Source organism: Streptomyces sp. NBC_00328 (assembly GCF_036139655.1).
GTDB lineage: Bacteria > Actinomycetota > Actinomycetes > Streptomycetales > Streptomycetaceae > Streptomyces.
On record NZ_CP108013.1, the window covers coordinates 23833 to 40903 of the forward strand.

At 68.8% G+C, this 17071-nt stretch carries 11 protein-coding genes and 2 pseudogenes; 9 read left to right on the top strand and 4 right to left on the bottom strand.

What is annotated here, in order from left to right:
• The first annotated feature begins 215 nt into the window (after positions 1-215).
• The gene (locus tag OG485_RS00090) at positions 216-419 is read left to right on the top strand and encodes a hypothetical protein (protein ID WP_328663209.1); all 204 of its coding nucleotides are present in this window, start codon (positions 216-218) and stop codon (positions 417-419) included.
• Between the two features lie 659 nt (positions 420-1078).
• On the opposite strand, the gene OG485_RS00095 is transcribed toward OG485_RS00090, so the two are convergent.
• Complete coding sequence (locus OG485_RS00095) at positions 1079-3163, bottom strand: NACHT domain-containing protein (protein ID WP_328663211.1); 2085 nt, start codon at positions 3161-3163, stop codon at positions 1079-1081.
• Positions 3164-3323: 160 nt separating this feature from the next.
• The gene (locus tag OG485_RS00100) at positions 3324-5774 is read right to left on the bottom strand and encodes a DEAD/DEAH box helicase (protein ID WP_328663213.1); all 2451 of its coding nucleotides are present in this window, start codon (positions 5772-5774) and stop codon (positions 3324-3326) included.
• 190 nt (positions 5775-5964) lie between these two features.
• Between OG485_RS00100 and tap the strand changes: the two genes are divergently transcribed.
• From tap to OG485_RS00115, 3 genes are all read left to right on the top strand, one after another.
• The gene (gene tap, locus OG485_RS00105; RefSeq protein WP_328663215.1) at positions 5965-8196 is read left to right on the top strand and encodes a telomere-associated protein Tap; all 2232 of its coding nucleotides are present in this window, start codon (positions 5965-5967) and stop codon (positions 8194-8196) included.
• Positions 8197-8208: 12 nt separating this feature from the next.
• Positions 8209-8766 carry a telomere-protecting terminal protein Tpg gene (gene tpg / locus OG485_RS00110; protein WP_328663217.1) on the top strand — a complete coding sequence of 186 codons (558 nt, stop codon included), beginning with the start codon at positions 8209-8211 and terminating at the stop codon, positions 8764-8766.
• Positions 8767-8945: 179 nt separating this feature from the next.
• Positions 8946-9215: a hypothetical protein gene (locus OG485_RS00115; protein WP_328663219.1), complete on the top strand. Its 270-nt coding sequence runs from the start codon at positions 8946-8948 to the stop codon at positions 9213-9215.
• Positions 9216-9517: 302 nt separating this feature from the next.
• Here the strand turns inward: OG485_RS00115 and OG485_RS00120 are convergent, their stop codons facing one another.
• Positions 9518-10279 carry a hypothetical protein gene (locus OG485_RS00120; protein WP_328663221.1) on the bottom strand — a complete coding sequence of 254 codons (762 nt, stop codon included), beginning with the start codon at positions 10277-10279 and terminating at the stop codon, positions 9518-9520.
• A gap of 397 nt (positions 10280-10676) precedes the next feature.
• Between OG485_RS00120 and OG485_RS00125 the strand changes: the two are divergent.
• From OG485_RS00125 to OG485_RS00140, 4 genes and pseudogenes are all read left to right on the top strand, one after another.
• Positions 10677-11182: pseudogene (locus OG485_RS00125) on the top strand (transposase); the annotation flags it as partial.
• Positions 11183-11454: 272 nt separating this feature from the next.
• Positions 11455-12324 carry an IS5 family transposase gene (locus tag OG485_RS00130; protein WP_328663222.1) on the top strand — a complete coding sequence of 290 codons (870 nt, stop codon included), beginning with the start codon at positions 11455-11457 and terminating at the stop codon, positions 12322-12324.
• A 70-nt stretch (positions 12325-12394) separates the two neighbouring features.
• Positions 12395-13297: pseudogene (locus OG485_RS43840) on the top strand (NACHT domain-containing protein); the annotation flags it as partial.
• 661 nt (positions 13298-13958) lie between these two features.
• On the top strand, positions 13959-14495 hold the full coding sequence (locus OG485_RS00140; protein WP_328663227.1) for a hypothetical protein: 537 nt from the start codon (positions 13959-13961) through the stop codon (positions 14493-14495).
• Between the two features lie 108 nt (positions 14496-14603).
• Here OG485_RS00140 and OG485_RS00145 read toward each other — a convergent pair whose 3' ends face one another.
• Complete coding sequence (locus tag OG485_RS00145) at positions 14604-14753, bottom strand: hypothetical protein (RefSeq protein ID WP_328663229.1); 150 nt, start codon at positions 14751-14753, stop codon at positions 14604-14606.
• A 295-nt stretch (positions 14754-15048) separates the two neighbouring features.
• Here OG485_RS00145 and OG485_RS00150 point away from each other — a divergent pair, with 295 nt between their 5' ends.
• The gene (locus tag OG485_RS00150; RefSeq protein WP_328663231.1) at positions 15049-17037 is read left to right on the top strand and encodes an NACHT domain-containing protein; all 1989 of its coding nucleotides are present in this window, start codon (positions 15049-15051) and stop codon (positions 17035-17037) included.
• Positions 17038-17071 lie beyond the last annotated feature (34 nt).

Genomic DNA, 17071 nt, shown 5'->3' on the forward strand with positions numbered 1-17071 from the left:
CCCGAGAGAGCGTGATGTGACGCACTTCACAAGAAATCGGGGCGGCCGCAAATGAATTCGATCACGATAGCGGAAAAAAGCGGGCTAATTACCCATCGAAAAGACCGGGAAGTAAGATCGAAAAGGTGATCAACTTCGCCGGGAGAAAACGACGGGAGAGCGCCTTGATAACCTGACTCTCGCAAAAAGGAGAGCCTCGAAGAGAAAGGCCAAGGATGTCCGGCACCAACGAGTCGGTTCCCGAGAGTTCCGGCGGCAAGGTGACCGGATCTGACGCTCGCCGCTGGTGGAAGTGGGTCCTCGCGTTCCACGTCGTCACGGCGACCGTGTACTACAGCATCTACACCACGGAGCACTGGCTGTGGCCCGCGCTCCGCAAGCTGATCAGCCTGCTCGCGCAGGTCATCGACACGCTGTAGGCCCGCAGGGCCGGAGCCACTTGCCGGTGGCCCCGCACCCTGCGGCAGTCCGGAAACCCCTCCCGGGAATCCCATCTGGTCTTGCAGTCCAGAGATTCCCGGGAGAACAATTTTCCAAGACTGCGCCCGGAGGTTCGGCATTGCCGGACTTTCGGGCACAGTCATTTTAGCGCGCCCCGGGCAGGATTCACAATCCCCACCCCCAATTTCAGGGCGTGCCAGAACTTTCCCGTCGGCAGCATTTGAAATGCTTCAGACATGAATGCTATGCGTCCCGGAAAAGCAACCGTCGGCACAGTTCATGCGGCAGTTCACGGGACAAGAATCCGGAGGAGAGTTTTCACGGCCGTACGGAAATACCATTTCCACTTTCCCGCAAAGTCGCGTGTATACCGCTGCCCTGGGCGCCGGGGTGGCTGCCCGGGTCCGTACCCGGCTGGCGAAGCCGCCGCCCGTTCACGCACCGGCGCCCGGCGGCAGGGCCAGGCTCGCACAGCCGATCGGGTCGATGGCCGGGCTCGCGCAACACCCATGCGTTGCCAGGGGAGTTCGGCGGACTGGTCATGCCCTCGACGGTAGAGGCCGCCCCTGACAACTCACCGACCGATATGGACAGCCTCGCGAGGATGACTGCGGTTCACGCCGGGGGCGCCGGGCGGTTATGGGCCGGGCAGGGGCTCTGCGGGCTCGGGGCGGGTGGTCAGCCACTGCTGCAGCTCACGGTGACGGAACTGGTAGGCCGGGCCGGCGTAGCGGAGCAGCCCGGCTTCACAGGCCCAGTCCAGGAACACCACCAACCGGAAGGGCAACTGGCCTCGGGAACACAGCAGGAACACCGCGTAACGACGCACCACGCCGGACGTCAGCCCGCATGCCAGCCCAGCCATCAGCCCGGACGACAGTCCGAGGGTCAGCCCAGCCATCAGGCCCGACGCCAGTCCTGACGCCAGTCCGAGGGTCAGCGCCATCAACACTCCAAGTGTCAGCCCCGCCCAGAGATCGTCTCGCAGTAGATGCCAGGGGCGTGCCTCCCTGGAGAGCGGTCGGCTGATTCCGGACGGCAGCCCGGCCATCAGCATGGATGTCGCCCCGTAGGCCAGCCCGGCTGGAAGCCCGATGGCCAGCCCGGACGCCAGTGCGACCGTCAGTCCGACTGGCAGCGCGTTCGCCAGCCCCGCCGCCAGGATGCGTCTTGGGCGGGCGCGTACGGGGAGCCCCAGTCGGCGTGGGGGTCCTGCCTTGGCCTGCGCCGTCACCGCAGCGATGGCGGCGAACAGAATGATCAGGCATGTCGTAGTTCCGGGGCTGGTTGTGGTCCAGGCCATGGAGAGGGTGAGGAGTACAGCGCCGGCGGTCAGTATGGCGTCGAGGGTGCGGACGTGGGTTCGGCCAGCCAGGGGCCACAGTTCGTGCAGCACCAGGTCGGTTTTCGCACCTGCCGAGGCAGGTGCGGTGGGGGCCGGGGTGAGGGCGCCGGTGAGGTGGTGCAGCCATCGGTGGACCTGCTGTGGTGTGTAGGCGCGGGGGTTGAGGTGGGCGGTGGCGGGAGTGAGGCGGGAGGGTGGGTGGGTGGTGGCGGGGATGAAGCAGGCCAGCAGGTGGTCGTCCAGGGCTTGTTCGGTGGTGTAGGCGGTGAGTTCGTCTGGGTTGCCACTGTGGTGGTAGGCGGTGGCGGTCAGGCACAGCCGCCATGGCGTGGACAGCAGGCGTGCCAGGGTGCTGGTGGGGTTCGTGGTCAGGCGGTCGGTCAGGGACTGCCAGCGGGCCGGGTCGTTGGTCCGGGCGGTCAGGTAGGTCACCGCGTCGTGCGGGGGGACGGGGGCAAGGTCGATGCGGGCGGCATCGCGCAGGACGCCGCGGTTGCCGAGGGCGTCCAAGTGGGCGGTGCGGCAGGTCAGCACCACCGGTCCCGGCTCCCCGCGAAGCCGGTAGCCGTCCAGTTGGCCCAGGACGGTGCGGGCCCGCGAGGCCTCGGGGTCGGGGGCGCCACTGACCGGAAGGGGGTCCATCTCGTCCAGGCCATCCAGTACCGGCAGGACCAGGCCGTGGCCGACCAGGATTGCCGCCTGCGCCCGGGAGCAGCCGTGAGCGCGGACCAGACGTTCGGTGAGCAGGATGTCCAGGGGGGTGTCGGTATCCCACAGGGGCAGGGGGATGCGTAGTGGCACCGGGTCGGTCTCGGCGCGGTCCTTGAGCAGCGCGAGGATCAGGGCGAGGGCGGTGACGGTCTTGCCCGACCCGGCCGGGCCGGTGATCACCAGGCGACAGGGCCGGATGGCGCGCCAGTACGCGGCCACATCCGGCACTTCCGTCGGATGCGAGGCCGGGAGCAGCAGGGCAGTGGGTGGGTGGGAGGTGGGAAGGAGTCGGCCTGCGGGGGGTGCGGTGGCGGCACGGCCGGGGGCGGGGCGGAGGGTGTAGGCGAGGTCGATGGGGACGGTGTCGTTGCCAAGGAGCTGTTCGTAGACGCGGCCTTCACCGGTGGCGACCTGCACGGCCAGCGTCGCGGCCCAGCCGCGGGCCTGCTCTGCTTCGTTGCCCTGCTGGCTGCGCAGCGCCAGTACCGAAACCACCAGCGCGGCAACGCCGATCGGCAGGCCCAGCAGCCCCACGGTGTCCGAGAGGCTGAGCCCGCCCCGGGTCAGCTGCACCCCGGCGTAGGCCGCGGTCGCTGCTACTGCTCCCCCGCCGCACCAGCCCACCGTCTGCCATATCCGCCGTTTGCGGCGCCCTCCGATGTCCATGCCCGTGATGATGCCTGCGCGCACCTGGGCTACGCAGTCGCTTCCCGCGCTTGGCCGCCGGTTCCCGGCGCGCGGACAGCCAGCGCACGCCCCTCGGGGTTCTGACCTCGTGGCCACCGTGCTGGGTCCCGGCCCTCGAGGCGGCAGCCCAGAAATGGGCTTACGCCACGGCGGCGGGGACGGCGCCCTCGGTCGTCCAGTCGCCGTCGAAGAGCGTGGCGACCAGGCGGGCGTGAGCTTCGGGGAGTTGGCCGTCGCGGTGTTTGGTGCGGGCTTTGGCGAGCCAGGCGCCGAGCTTGACGGTGTCGCCGTCGACGACGATCTCCTCCCGGGAGGCGGGGGCGCGGCCTTCGCGGTGAAGGAAGAGTTCCAGGAGCTGGACGGTCTCCTCGAAGCTGCGGCGGGTGCGGCGGTCGGGGGTGAGCGGGTTGGTCTGAGGAGTGAGGCGGAGCGCGGTCATCATCTGCCGCTGGCCGGGGGTGAGGGCGGGCCAGGTGGTGAGCTGACGCTGCAGCCAGGACCCGATCTTCACCCCGGCCAGGACCATGTCGCGGGTGAGGGCGGCCGGGTCGGCGCCGGTGGCGAGGTGGGCGCGCAGCAGGTGGTACTTGCGGTGCCAGTCCGCGCCGTGGGGCAGGCGCCAGTCGGGGGCGAGGGCGGTCAGATCCTGCGCGCGGGCCGCGTCGAGCCGGTCGTGGGCGGCGAGGTGGCGTTGTTCGGCGAGCCAGGCCCCGACGGGGGTGGTGGCGGGGGCGGCAAGGTGGCCGTGGGCGCGCAGGTAGTCGGCGGCCGCGGTCAGGCGGGCGCGCCAGGCGGCGGCGTGCTTGTCCCAGATCATGTCGAGCGCGTCGAGTTCGGCGGTCCAGTCGGCTTCGAGGCGGCCGGCTGTCCGGGCGTCGCGCATGGTGGCGACAAAGGTGCCCAGCCGGTAGCCGGTGGGGTCGGTGTAGTCGGCGGGGACGTCGAGGTGGCCCATTTCGTCGCGGTAGTTCTGGGCGGCCGCGAGGCCGAGGCGGCGGCTGCGGGAGACGGGCTGGTCGCGGGGGTCGAAGGAGACCAGGTCCATCGCCTGGGCGATGCGCTCGGGGTGGACGGTGAAGTCGAAACTCCAGCGGCGCGCAATGACCTGGCTGGTCTCGCGGGGCAGGCGGTTGGCCTTGTCCGGCAGGCGCTCCATGATGCGGTGGTCGTGGCCGGCCAGCGCGCAGGCGATCGCCCACACCGGTTCGTAGGCGGTGCCCAGGATGTCCTGGCTGTCGGCGCCGGGCGGGATGTAGACGGGGACGATCAGGGAGGCGGTCTTGCCGGAGACGTCCAGGCGCAGCGCGCGGCCCAGAGCCTGGACGCAGCGCACGACGCTGCGGGTGGGGTCGGCGAAGACGATCGCGTCCACGCTGGGGATGTCGACGCCTTCGGCGATCAGGCGGGAGTTGGCCAGGATCGCGCAGTCGGCGGCCGCGAAGGCGGCGAAGGTGTCGGCGCGTTCGGCGGGGGTGTTCTCTCCGTGCGCGAAGAACATCTGCGGGGTGATGTCGGGGACGAGGCCGGGGTCGGTTCTGGCCAGCAGGCGCAGGGTGTGCGGGAGTTCGCGGGCGAAGCGGCGGGCGTCGGCGACCAGGTTGAAGTAGACCAGCACCTTCTTCAGACCGTGCTCGGTCATCGCGCGCAAGACGGACAGGTGCAGGGCGGTGGTGCGCAGCGCACCATCGTCGCCCTCCTCCCCCGCGGTGTCCGGGGCCGTGCCCGCGGTGCCCGGGGCGGGCATGTTCAGGCGGCGGCGCAGGTCGGCGTCGGTCAGCGTGGGCACCACGATGCGGTAGTCCGCGGCGCGGCCGTCCTCCACCGCCTGTGCGAGCGGATATTCGAAGATTTTTTTGCCGTAGACCTGCTCGTTGTCCATGGAGTTGGCGAACGCATCGACGTCGGAGGCCTGGGGAGTGCCGGGGCGGCGGCGCGGGCGGCTGGTGTCGGCGGACTCAGCCAGCTCCGGGGCGAGGAAGGTGCGGGGGGTGGCGGTCATGTAGAGGCGGCGGTCCGCGTGGATGCGTTTCGCGTCGTTGATACGGGACCACTTCTTGTCCGCGCGCCCGGCGATGCGGTGGGCCTCGTCCATGACCGCGAGATCGAACGCGGGCACCGCGTACCGGGTCTTGCGGGTCTTCTCGATCTTGTCCAGGGAGTCGTAGGTGCAGATCACCGTCAGCGCGGGGATCTGGTCCTCCTCGTCGCCGACCACGGACATCAGCGCGGCCAGGGTGCGCGGGTCGGTGGCCGACATGACGTGAGCGGCGACCAGGTCGCTACGGCCCTCCACGTCCATGGAGGAGACGATCACCATGTGCTCGAGGTGCCCGTCGCGGCGCCACGCCAGCGCCGTCTGCGCGGCCAGGTCCAGGGTGGGCACGACGAACAGGACGAGCCGAGCGTCGAGTTCGTCCGCCAGCCGGATCGACACCAGCGTCTTGCCGGTGCCCGTCGCCGACACGTACAGGGCGCGCGTCCCGGGCCGCCGCAGATGACGCGCCAGCCGCGAGAGGGCCTCGGCCTGGTCGGCGAACAGCCGCCGCCGCTCCTTCGGCTGGTCTGGGGTGAACACAGCGGCCACGGTCATGCGGGCTTCCTCAATCCGAGAACGGGGCGGCAGCCACAGGGCTACCGCGGTCGGGGAGGTCGGCGAGACCCCATTGAAGCCCCACCAACCGAGCATCCTACCAGCCCGCACATCATTCGTACGCGAAAAGTACGGTACTCGTACGCAGAATGTGCGTTTCATGGGATAGGGTTGGTAGCGGAGGTGTCCCATGTCCGAGCTCTTCGACGCGGTCGACGCGCTGATCGCGTCCCGGTCCCCGCTGCCGCCGCCGGCCGAACGCAGGCGACTGCGGCAGGCGCACGCCCTGACCCTGGACGAGGTGGCCGCGGCCCTCGACGTCCGGCGGGCGACGATCGGCGGCTGGGAATCGGGCAAGGCCGAGCCAAGGCCCCCGCAGCGGGAGGCGTACGCGCGCCTGCTCGCCCAACTCGCCCTCCTCTACCCGGCCGTGGAGACCGCAGCCCCGCAGCCCGAGGCCCCCGCACCGGAGGCGTCCGGTGCGACGGCAGCGCGACCCGTGAAGGCGACGGGCACGCCCTCCCCCGCGCCCACCTCTTCCCTCGCACCCTCGCCCGTTCCGGCCTCCGAGTCCGGGGACGCGGCCCAGGCGCCGCATCCGACGCCTGCTGCCGCGCCGTCCCGTCCGTCCTCGCGGCGTCCGGGCGCGCCGAAGGCCGCTGTGCGTACGCCCGACGCCGGGACCGTGCACGGACATGGTCCGCTGCTGGTCCTGAATGCCGACGCGGACGGTCAGGTGACCGGCTACGGCGTCGAGGGTCTGCTCCTGGACGTGCCCGCCAAGTCCCTGCCCGACCTGGTCGAGTGGGCGCTGAGCGAGGCGCAGTTGGGGGCGGAGCGGCTGCACGGTTCGGGCAAGGATGCCGACCCGCTGCTGGTCCTCACTCCGGCGGCGTGTGAGCGCTACGGTCTGCCCGCCCAGCTGCCGGAGGCGGCGAGGCTCGCCGGGCGGCTTCCGGAGGGGCACAAGGTGCTGGGCCAGCTCGAGCGTGCCGAGTGGCAGCTCACCAAGCGGGGATTCGGCCCGTGGGCGCGGATCTACCGTCCCGTACAGGGGGGCCGGCGCAGTTGCGTGCAGCTGTGCATCCCCTCCTGGCACGCCCTCGACGACCGTGCCTGGGGACATGCCGCGCGGCTGGATCCGGCGGAACTCGCCCGGGTGCTGGGCGTGTACGCGCAGCGGGTCGTGACACCGGTGGGGACCACCGCGGTGACGGGGCTTCACCTGATGACGGCGCTCAATCCGCCGACCCGCGCGAGCGAGCCCGACGCCGACGGCAAGCGGCACCGCGAGCTGCGGCCCGGCTCGCTGGGAACCCAGGCTCTGGATCCGGCGCCGTGCGAGGCGACCGACGGTCACCCCGTCCTGGCGCACCTGCCCCGCTTCCACGTGCGCGGGCCCGACGAGAAGCTGATGGAGGAGGCCTACGACTGGGCGCGGGAGATGACGGAAGCCGAGTGCATGCAGCGCTTCCTGGTGGGCATCGACGTGAACCTGGCGTTCGGCGCGGCCGCGAACGGCGCGGTCGTGGGCCTGGCCACTCCCCCGGTGCACGTCGTGCGTCCGGCGTTCGATGCGGCGGTGCCCGGCTCCTGGCTGGTCGACCTCTCCCACGTCGACCCGTCCCGGGTGAAGATCGGCAAGCAGTGGAGCAACCTGGACGGCGACCTGCTGCCCAGCGCGTTCACGCCGACCGGCGAACGCCCCACCGGTCCGGCCTGGTACGCCACCCCGACGGTGGCCTACGCCGTCGAGCTGGGCTATGACGTCGCCCCGCTCGAGGCCTGGCTGCGCCACGACAGCGGCCGGTACCTGGACGGCTGGTACAAGCGGCTGCGTGACGCCTACGTCGCCACCATGGCCGATCTGGGGGTGGGCGAGAAAATGGGCCCGCGCGAGTTCCTTGAGGCCATGGACGGCTACAAGCAGCGCGATGCGGAACTGGCGATCGTCCTGGACGCGGTGAAGATGACCGTCAAGGGCGGCATCGGCAAATTGCAGGAGAAGGCGCGCGGCCAAGGCTGGAAGCCGGGCAACACCTGGCCCGCGCTGGCCCGCCCGACCTGGCGCCCCGACATCCGCGCCGCCGTCATCTCCCGCGCCCGGATCAACATGCACCGCAAGATGCTCAACCTCGCCGCGGCCACCGGCCGCTACCCCATCGCGGTCCTCTCGGACTGTGCCGTGTACGCCGCCGACGGACCCAGCCCGCTGGACGTGCTGCCCTACGGCGCCGACGGCAAGACCGTCGCGGGCAGCTTCCGCCTCGGCGTGTCCCCGGGGATGGTCAAGCACGAGGGCACCCAGAGCGTGCTGTGGGGGGCGGAGAAGTCCGAGGAGCTCGGCGGCGACGGCCACATCGCCAACCTCGCCCGCTACATCAAGACCGGCCGGGCCGACGGCCCGGACACCGGGAAATAGAAGGGGGACAGCATGGTCACCGTCGCGGAAGAACTCGAGCGGGCGGTCCACGGCGCGTTCACACGCCCCGTTCCCAAGTCCGCCGGGGCGCAGATGCGTTACCTCGTCAAACAGCACGGCGGCAGGACGAAGCCGGTGGCCGAACTCCTCGGCGTCAGCCAGCGCACCGTGGAGCGCTATGTGAACAACCAGATCAAAACCCCCCGCCCGCAGCTCGCCGACCGACTGGGGGCCGAGGTCCTCGCCCGCTGGCAGCCGCAGGTCAGAGCCCGGGCCAGGCAGGCCGCGGTCACCACGAGCGGCATCATGATCGACGTCCAGGGCCGGTTCGGCTACACCGCCGCCGACGGCAGCACCGACCAGTCCCGCGTCCGCCACCTCACCCTCCCCCTCCCGCCCCACCACGCCGCACGCCTCCTCCAGGCCCAGCAGGACGGCACCGACGAGGACGACCTGCGCCAGATCGCCGCCGAAGCCCTCGGCGAGGTCTACTTCCGCGACAACGGCCGCCGCGCCCACGGCCTCGAAGTCGAACTCACCGACCTCGTCGACCTCCGGTTCGAGCTGTAGACGAGAACAGACACCCCGGCGACGCGTTGTGCCTTCAGGGCAGGTGTCTACAATGCCGCGAGCCGCTGAGGCGGATGACCGATCTGACGCCGGGGCTACGGGTGTGCTGAGGAAAAAGATGATCTCTGTGACTGTGGGGTGCACGGTCCTGGCGGCTGGTGGGCCTGCCAAGGAGCACAATGATCTTCCTTCTTGAGATCTTCGTCTGGGGGGCTGCTGCCGCCCGCACCCTCGTGACCACGTGGTGGCTCGCGATCCCCGCCCTGGTCGTACTCCTGGGCCTCGGCTTCAGCAAGATGCGGGACTGGCGTCAGGTCGTACGCTACGAGGCCGACGTCAAGGCGGGCCGTGTGACACCCATCCTCGACCAGCTCTGCGACGACTGCCGGAACCGGGGCATCTCCCTCACGATCTGCGATGCGTGCAAGGAACGTCTCTCAGCCGCCTGACCGACTGGCCCCTTCGGGGGCCTGTCAGCGCGTAAGCGCGCGGGGCCTGCCAGATAGAACCGTCAGGCAGGAGGTGGCAGGAACTCGCCCGTCGCAGATCGAATGGGACGACTTCGACGAACTCACCAACCTCGATAAGGACTCTCGGCATCTGCGGTCGCAGCGGCAGCCAGCCCCGACCGACGGTGTGGGGCTGCCGAACAACATCACGACCAGGGATTCAGCCCAACGATTTTCCTGCCGTCCACAGCGGGAGGAGTTTCCCTAAGCCGAGTGACTACGCCACCGCTTCCGGAGCGACCTCACAGACTGACGCCGCCGCGGCCGCCCCGCCCCAACTTCCTCCTGGCAGCTGCGATGGCAACTGCCTTGATCCTGATCTCGTCGAGGCTCGGCTCTTCGACGACTGGCGCGGCAAGGCTGACGCCCTTGGGAGCCAAGATTGCCTGAACGCTCGCGACGTAGCCGCGAAGCTTGCTGACATTTCGTGCGTAGACCGCCTCACCGAGCATGCGTGTCGTGTCGTTGAGCACAAGCAACGGAGTCGGGTGCAGGGCGTACTTGGCCGCCTTGACGACGGCTGACAGGTGCTTGTCACCGCGCGCGGCTTCGGCGGCGATCTCCCCTACCCAGCCCTCGATGCCCGAACCGGGCAGCATTGCCTTCCCCAGGGCGTCTATGGTCCCTGCCGCCGTCCGCTCTCCCGCATGTACGGGCTCGTCTGCCTCCTGCTGGATCAAGTCGTCGGAGAGTCCGCAGGAGACCCAGTTGTGGGAGCGCATCATGACCGCGATCCAGGCCGCGTTGTCGATGAGGCTCTGCAGCTCACGATGAGTGCTCGGCACCGTGCACGGTGAATCCGGCGGGAGGAACCCTCGCAGCTGTCCGACCAGTTCCGTCGCTGTCGCCTTGAGTTCGGCCTGCATGGTGAGGTCCCCGAGCATGCCGCGGGCCCGACGGGCTGTGCGCAAAAGCTGGAGAGCCGTTTCCTCACGGCTTCTGGCGGTCTCCGGTCCGCTCGTGAACTCCGGTCGTTCTGGTCCGGTCGGAGTGGTCTCGGCCATGTGCCTTCTCCTCTCTGCTGAGGGTCCGGTGCGACTCTATTGCGGGTGCGGCAAGATCGAGTTTCCTGTGGGCAGGAGGCTTCTGAGGGTTCGCACGGGTCGTTTGTGGTGAGCTGGCCTGGCACAACGGGGCGAGGACCGTCAGTGCGGTGGCGCGGGCGGGGGTGAGAGCGTTTCTGGTGGCGCGGTGGCGTTGTTCTGCGCACCAGGCGCCGACAGGAGTGGTCACCGGGGCGGCGAGGTGGCCGCGAGTGCGGTGGTCGTCGGCGGCGGCGGCGAAGTGAGCACGCCGGGAGGCGTCGGGCTTGCCCCCAGATCGTGTCGAGGGCATCGAGTTCGGCGGTGGAATCGGGGTCGAGACTGCCGGCGCTGCGGGCTTCTCACATCCTGAGGCCTGTGCGTGCTGGACGCGCAGAGCGTGAAACCTCCGCGAACGTGCCCGCGGCCGGCCAAGGCATTGATGCCGGCAAGAAAATCGCAGGTCGCAAGTGTCATATCGGAGTGGACACTCTCGGTCTGCTCCTCGCTGCCTGGGTCACCGCGGCAAGCGTTTCCGACAACGTCGGCGGCATGCACCTGATGTCCCACATCGCCGCCACTCACCCTCGCGTGACCAAAGCATGGGCCGACACCGGCTACCGCACCAAAGCCATCGACCACGGCGCCCGCCTCGGCATCGACGTCGAAGTCGACCAACGCGAGTCGGGCGTCAAAGGCTTCAAGGTGATCCCGCGGCGCTGGATCGTCGAGCGCGCCTTCGGCTGGCTCATGCATCACCGCCGCCTGGCCCGCGACTACGAAACCGACCCCCACCGCTCCGAAGCCATAATTCACGTCGCAATGATCGACCTCATGAGCCGACGACTCACCAGCGAATCCACCCCCAACTGGCGCGACACCTGAACCTCGAACCAAACAACCTCGCCGGGAAAAACACTCTTTAAGAGGTCGTTTTCATCTTGAGTGCGGCACTCTGGGTTGGTTTGTTCCGCCTCTTGGTGTGTTGCTGGTGAGTCTGTGGAGGCGGTTCTTCTCGGTGAGGCTGGAGGTGTGACGGATGGGATGAAGGTCTGCTTGCGCCTGTCTCATTCCAGGACGTCCAGGTCTGTTCCGTGCTTCGACGCGGCAGGGTGCACGCCTGGGCGCACGCCCCCGGGCAGCGGTATGTCCAGGTCATGACGGAACGTCGTGCGTATCCGAGTGATCTGTCCGATGCCCGCTGGGAGTTGATTGAGTCGGTGCTGTCAGCCTGGCGCTTCGAGCGTCGCGGCCGGGCTCTGGACTTCGGCCGGCCCCCGAGGCATGACCTGCGCGAGATCATGAACGCGATCCTCTACGTGGATCGCACCGGCTGCCAGTGGGCCTATCTCCCGCACGACTTCCCACCGCATCAGAGCGTCTACGGCTACTTCGCCAGATGGCAAAAGGACGGTGTCTTCGCCCAGCTCAACGGTCTGCTGAGGGAGTTGGTGCGCCAGCAGGAAGGAAAGAGCCCCGAGCCCTCGGCCTGCGTGATCGACGCGCAGAGCGTCAAGACTTCCACCAGTGTCCCTGCCGCGAGCCAGGGCATCGATGCGGGCAAGAAGATCGTGGGCCGCAAACGCAGCATCATCACCGACACCCTCGGCCTGCTGCTGGCGGTGCTGGTCACCGCGGCCGGCGTCCAGGACTCCACCGCCGGAAAAACCCTCCTGGACCAGGCCGCCGCCAGCCACCCCGGCCTACGCAAGGTCTGGGTCGACGGCGGCTACCGTCAGCACCTCGTCGAGCATGCAGCCACCCTCGGCATCGACATGGAAATCACTCAACGCAAGCCCGGGACCAGGGGATTCACCCCGATCCCGAAACGCTGGGCAGTCGAGCGGACCTACGGCTGGCTGATGCTCCACCGCCGCCTGGCCCGCGACTACGAAACCCTGCCCGCCCGCTCCGAAGCCATGATCCACATCGCCATGACCGACCTCATGGCCCGCCGCCTCACCAGCGAGAACACCATCTCCTGGCGCGACCCGACACCAGCACACCAAAGCCGCATTCAGGGATGAAACAACAGGATGAAACGACCTCTAAGAGAGGCGATGGGTAGCTGACCTGCTCTCTGCACGGCGTCGGCATATGGCGTCTTGTCACAATTCGGCGCCGAAGGTGACGATCGTCTGCTGTTACTCGACGGGCTGGCAACCATGCAACCTATGCAACGATCGCGAACCCGCCCGGCCTACCCTCATCTACGTAGTCCTGCAGGTCGCCACCGTGGCGCTGGCGCTGTGGCTGTCCAAGCAGTCCCAGGTGACGCGGCTGTACCCCGCGCTGATCGCCTTGGCCCCCACCCTGCCGGGCGCCTACCTGGCCTGGGCGGCCTACCGTGACGACCGCCGCGAGGCCGCAGCGGATACTGACGCAAAGGCCAAAACGCTGGCTGCCGCCGTGGCCGCGGCCGAGACCCGACAGCGCGCCCAGCTGATCGGGCCCGGCGCTCATCGCATCGATGTGGCCTTCCATCAGCGCATCGAGCCCGCGAACAACGCAACCGGCGCCGCCCCTCACGGCCACCTCACCGACATCGTCACCTACTACCAGGGCCTGCGCCCCGCTCGTCTGGCCATTACCGGCGAACCGGGCGCCGGCAAGACCCTGCTCGCCTTGGACCTCATCCTCGGCATGCTGACCCACCCCAGCCGCACCGACACCGACCCTGTCCCGGTCCGTTTCTCTCTGGCCGGCTGGGACACCGACCGCCCTCTGCAGGAATGGCTCGCCCACCAGGTCCACCAGCAGTTCCGGGACCAGGGCATCACCCTCGCCGACGCGGCCGTGCTGGTGGACAGGCACCGCATCCTGCCGGTGCTAGATGGCCTGGACGAGATGGACACCGACGCCAACCCGGCCGGCCGCCGCCGCGCCGCGCGCGCCCTGCAGGAACTCAACGACTACCAGCACTCCACCGGCAGCGCTCCGGCCATCCTCACCTGCCGCATCACCCAGTACGAGGACCTGGCCGCCCTGGACCTGCGGATGCGTGAGGCCGCCCGTATCGAACTCGACCCCGTCTCCCCGGGCCAGGCCGCCGCGTATCTCACCTCCCGTAGCACCAGCCCCGACCGCTGGAGGCCTGTCATCGACATGCTCACGACCGCGCCCGGCGGCACCCTGGCCCGCGCTCTTGCCACCCCCTGGCGCCTCAACCTGGCCGCTACCGCCTACGAAGAACGCCATCCCGACACGCTCGCCTACCTCCGCGAACCGGACCACCTGCTCACCATGGGCTCCCCCAGCGCGGTCCGCGACCACCTCCTCGCCCGCTACCTGCCCGCGGCCGCCCATCAGCACCCCACCCGCCCTGGCCGCTACCGCCCCGACCAGGCCCACCACTGGCTCGCCACGCTCGCTGCCCACCTCACCACTACCATCCCCACATCAGCCGGAAGCGGCACCGACATCGTGCTCCACCAGCTGTGGCCCATGGCCGGTCCCCGACGCGTCCGCACCGCCGACGCCCTGCTCGCTGCCCTCCTTGCCCTCGCCTTCGCCGCACTGCCCCTAGCCCAGACCCGTATCGGCTTCTCACCCCGCCAGCAGGTCAGCGCCGCAGGGTTCGCACTCGTCGCCCTGGGAACTGTCTGGCGGGCCAGCGGCGGCATCATCCCAGACCCTCGTGGGCTGGCTCAGTGTCGGGCCCGTGACCGGACTCGCGGGCTGGCTCGCGACCGGACTCGCGGGCCGGCTCGTGGGCTGGCTCAGTGTCGGGCTCGCGACCGGGCTCATGGTCGGGCTCGTGACCGGACTCGCGGCACCCCTGAGTGCTGCTCCGCCAACAGACCCGCGCTATCCAGTACGAGACGATCTCGTGGTCGGGCTCGTGGGCGGGGTCGGTGTCGCGCTCGCGACCGGGGTCGTGGGCGGGGTCGTGGGTGGGCTCCGCGCCGGGTTCGCGGTCGGGTTCGCGGGCGAACTGGGTGCCGGGTTCGCAGGCGGGCTCATGGTCGGGCTCGGCGCCGGGTTTGCGATCGGGCTTGCGGGCGGGCTGTACTGGCTCACTGGGGTTGGCCGCCGCTACCTGGTCTTCCTCTGCTGTGCCCGAACCCGGTTGCCCTGGCATCTCGGAGCCTTCCTGCAGTGGGCCTACGAGGCAGGAATCCTGCGGATCTCCGGTGTGGCGTACCAGTTCCGCCACCGGGAACTACAGGACTGGCTCACCGCACACCCCACTCTCTGACCACGGCTCCCTACCGGATGTCGCACTGCACGATGGTGTGCAGCGCAGTGAGCTGGCGGTGGGCAGAGAGCTGCTGAACGAGGAAGGGCACGCGGGCTGCTTCGGCGGTTAGACCTCGATGTACGCGACGACCACGACGGTGCGCAGCGCGGTGACGAAGTACACGACCCGGACGGATCGCCAGACCCGGCTGGGGACGGGATCTTCATCCGGCCAGCCCCATGGCCCGACGCTCAGCCCGCCACGAGGTTCGCGCACTCGCCAACTGAAGTGCTCAGTCAGACCGCTTCTGTGACTCAGCACTTCAGTTGGCTACATGACAACCCGTTTCGGGACCGCCTGTCACGGTTTGAGAACAGCACACCAGTCTGCCCGTGGAGCTCCGGGCGAGCTGGCAAGTATCAGAGTTGTGAACTCAGCTACGGGGCGAAGCGGTCGGCGCTGGCTGCAATTGGCGACTGGCGTGTGCGCGGGATCGGTAGCCGCGGCATTGGTATATGCGGTCTGGCAGGTATCGCGTGGACAGCTCGAACCTGCGGATTGCGCAACGGTGGTGGGTGTCCCTCTCGCCGTAGCCAGCCTGGTGGTAGGTCTTGCGCAATTGCGCGCGCCGCGCGACGGTGCTGACGCGGCGCGTGCGAAGGAGCAGGCGGCAACGCTGGCTCGCCTGGTGGCCACGAGCGAGGGTCTGGTCCTCACGCAGCTGCTGGGCAGCGACACTGCGCGGATCGACCTGCACTACGACCGTGTGCCGAGTCCGGGGCGGGCAGCACAAGCGCCGGTGGCCGGGCTCGCCGTTGCGGACCCCCCTACGGGGCTCCCAGACATCACGGCCTACTACCGCTCCACTCGCCCGGCTAGATTGGTCATCACCGGCGCCCCAGGCGCTGGCAAGACCGTGCTCGCTCTGCAACTCCTGCTCGGCCTGATTGCAAAACGTGACACCGTTGACCCGGTGCCGGTGCGGGTCCCGCTGGCTCAGTGGGACACTGACATTCCCCTACGCGATGTTCTCGTACAACGGCTGGTCGATGCTTTCAAAATGCAGCGGGCAGTTGCCGAAAATCTCGTCGCCCACGAGTTGGTCCTTCCGCTGCTGGACGGCCTGGACGAAATGGATCCGCCCCTGACTAACGGCGACCCCGACCCGACCGCACCCAGGGCCCGCGCCGCACTGGAGCAACTCAGCAAATATCAGAATGCTGGGGCGGCGGCGCCACTGGTGCTCACCTGCCGCACCGCGCACTATGACGCCCTTGCCACGATGGATCCCCTGTTGGACTCGGCCCGTATCGCTGTAGCCCCGGTAGACGCCTGCCCGGCGGTTGCCTACCTGGCGGCCCGCGCTCGCGACCTGCCGCGCTGGCAGCCCCTGCTGAATCACATCACCACTCAGCCGGGTTCCGTGCACGCGGTACTGCTGTCGACGCCGTGGAGGCTGTGTCTGACCGCCACCGTCTACCACCGCAGTGGTGACCCCGCGGAAGTACTCGCCCACACTACCCCTGGCGACCTCGACGACCACCTCTTAGGCCGCTACATCACTGCCGTCACCTCGGCAGCCGGCGAAGACGCCAACCCTCACAGATACGACCCGCGCCAGATCCACCACTGGCTCCACCAACTCGCTACCCACCTCGCCCCGACTCCCTCCACTCCGGCCCGCACCGACATCGACCTGGGCAGTCTGTGGCCACTGGCCGGACAAGCTCTGGTCCGTACTTGCGGCGCCCTTCTGACCACCCTGATCATTTTCCTTCCTTTGCCTTTCGTGCTCTTCGCCCAGGTCACCACGACCGTGCATTTATCCTTTATGTTCCCGATTCAGGTCACTGTGCCCGTGGCCTACATCGCCTCCGGCGGTATCGGAGTTTTAGCCCTGATGATCGGGATCAATTACATAGTCGCCGGACCAGGAGATGCGGGGCGTCTCGGTCTTCGCCGGCTGGCGACCGCCGAAGGGTGGAGGCAATTAACAAACGACCTGGTGATGGGGACGCTGTTCACGCTGTTCTGCGGGGGGATCACCTACCTGTTCGCCTTGTATGTGGTCGTGCTGCCCGTCGGTTTGATGTTCGGAATGGCGACCGTGCAGACGGTCGCGCTGGGGACCGGGCTGGCAGGGGGGCTGGCATGGGGGGTGTTCTTCTTGCTGGTGGCGGTGACACAGGCATTGGGCGCAGCGCAGAATTCCGCTGCCAAGCCCGGTGCGGTCATCGGCGAGAACGCACGGCTCGGTCTGGTTGCGGGCCTAGTGGCTGGGCTGATAGTCGGGTTGGCGTCGGGACTGGCCGTAGGGCTGACGGTGAGGCTGTGCGGCGGGATTGCGGCTGGCCTGGCAGGCAGCCTCCTTTCCGCGAGCTGTGCGTGGAGATACTTGGTGTTCCTTTTGTGCGCTTTTAGGAAAGTGCCGTTCCGCCTGGCCCGGTTCCTCGACTGGAGTTGCCACACAGGGTTGATGCGGTACTCAGGTCCGGCCTACCAATTCCGGCATCGCGAGTTGCAGCTGTGGCTCGCAGCCCACCCGGACCCCGTCACCTGACACCCGCATGGGTCACGATCATCTGCGCAGCCCA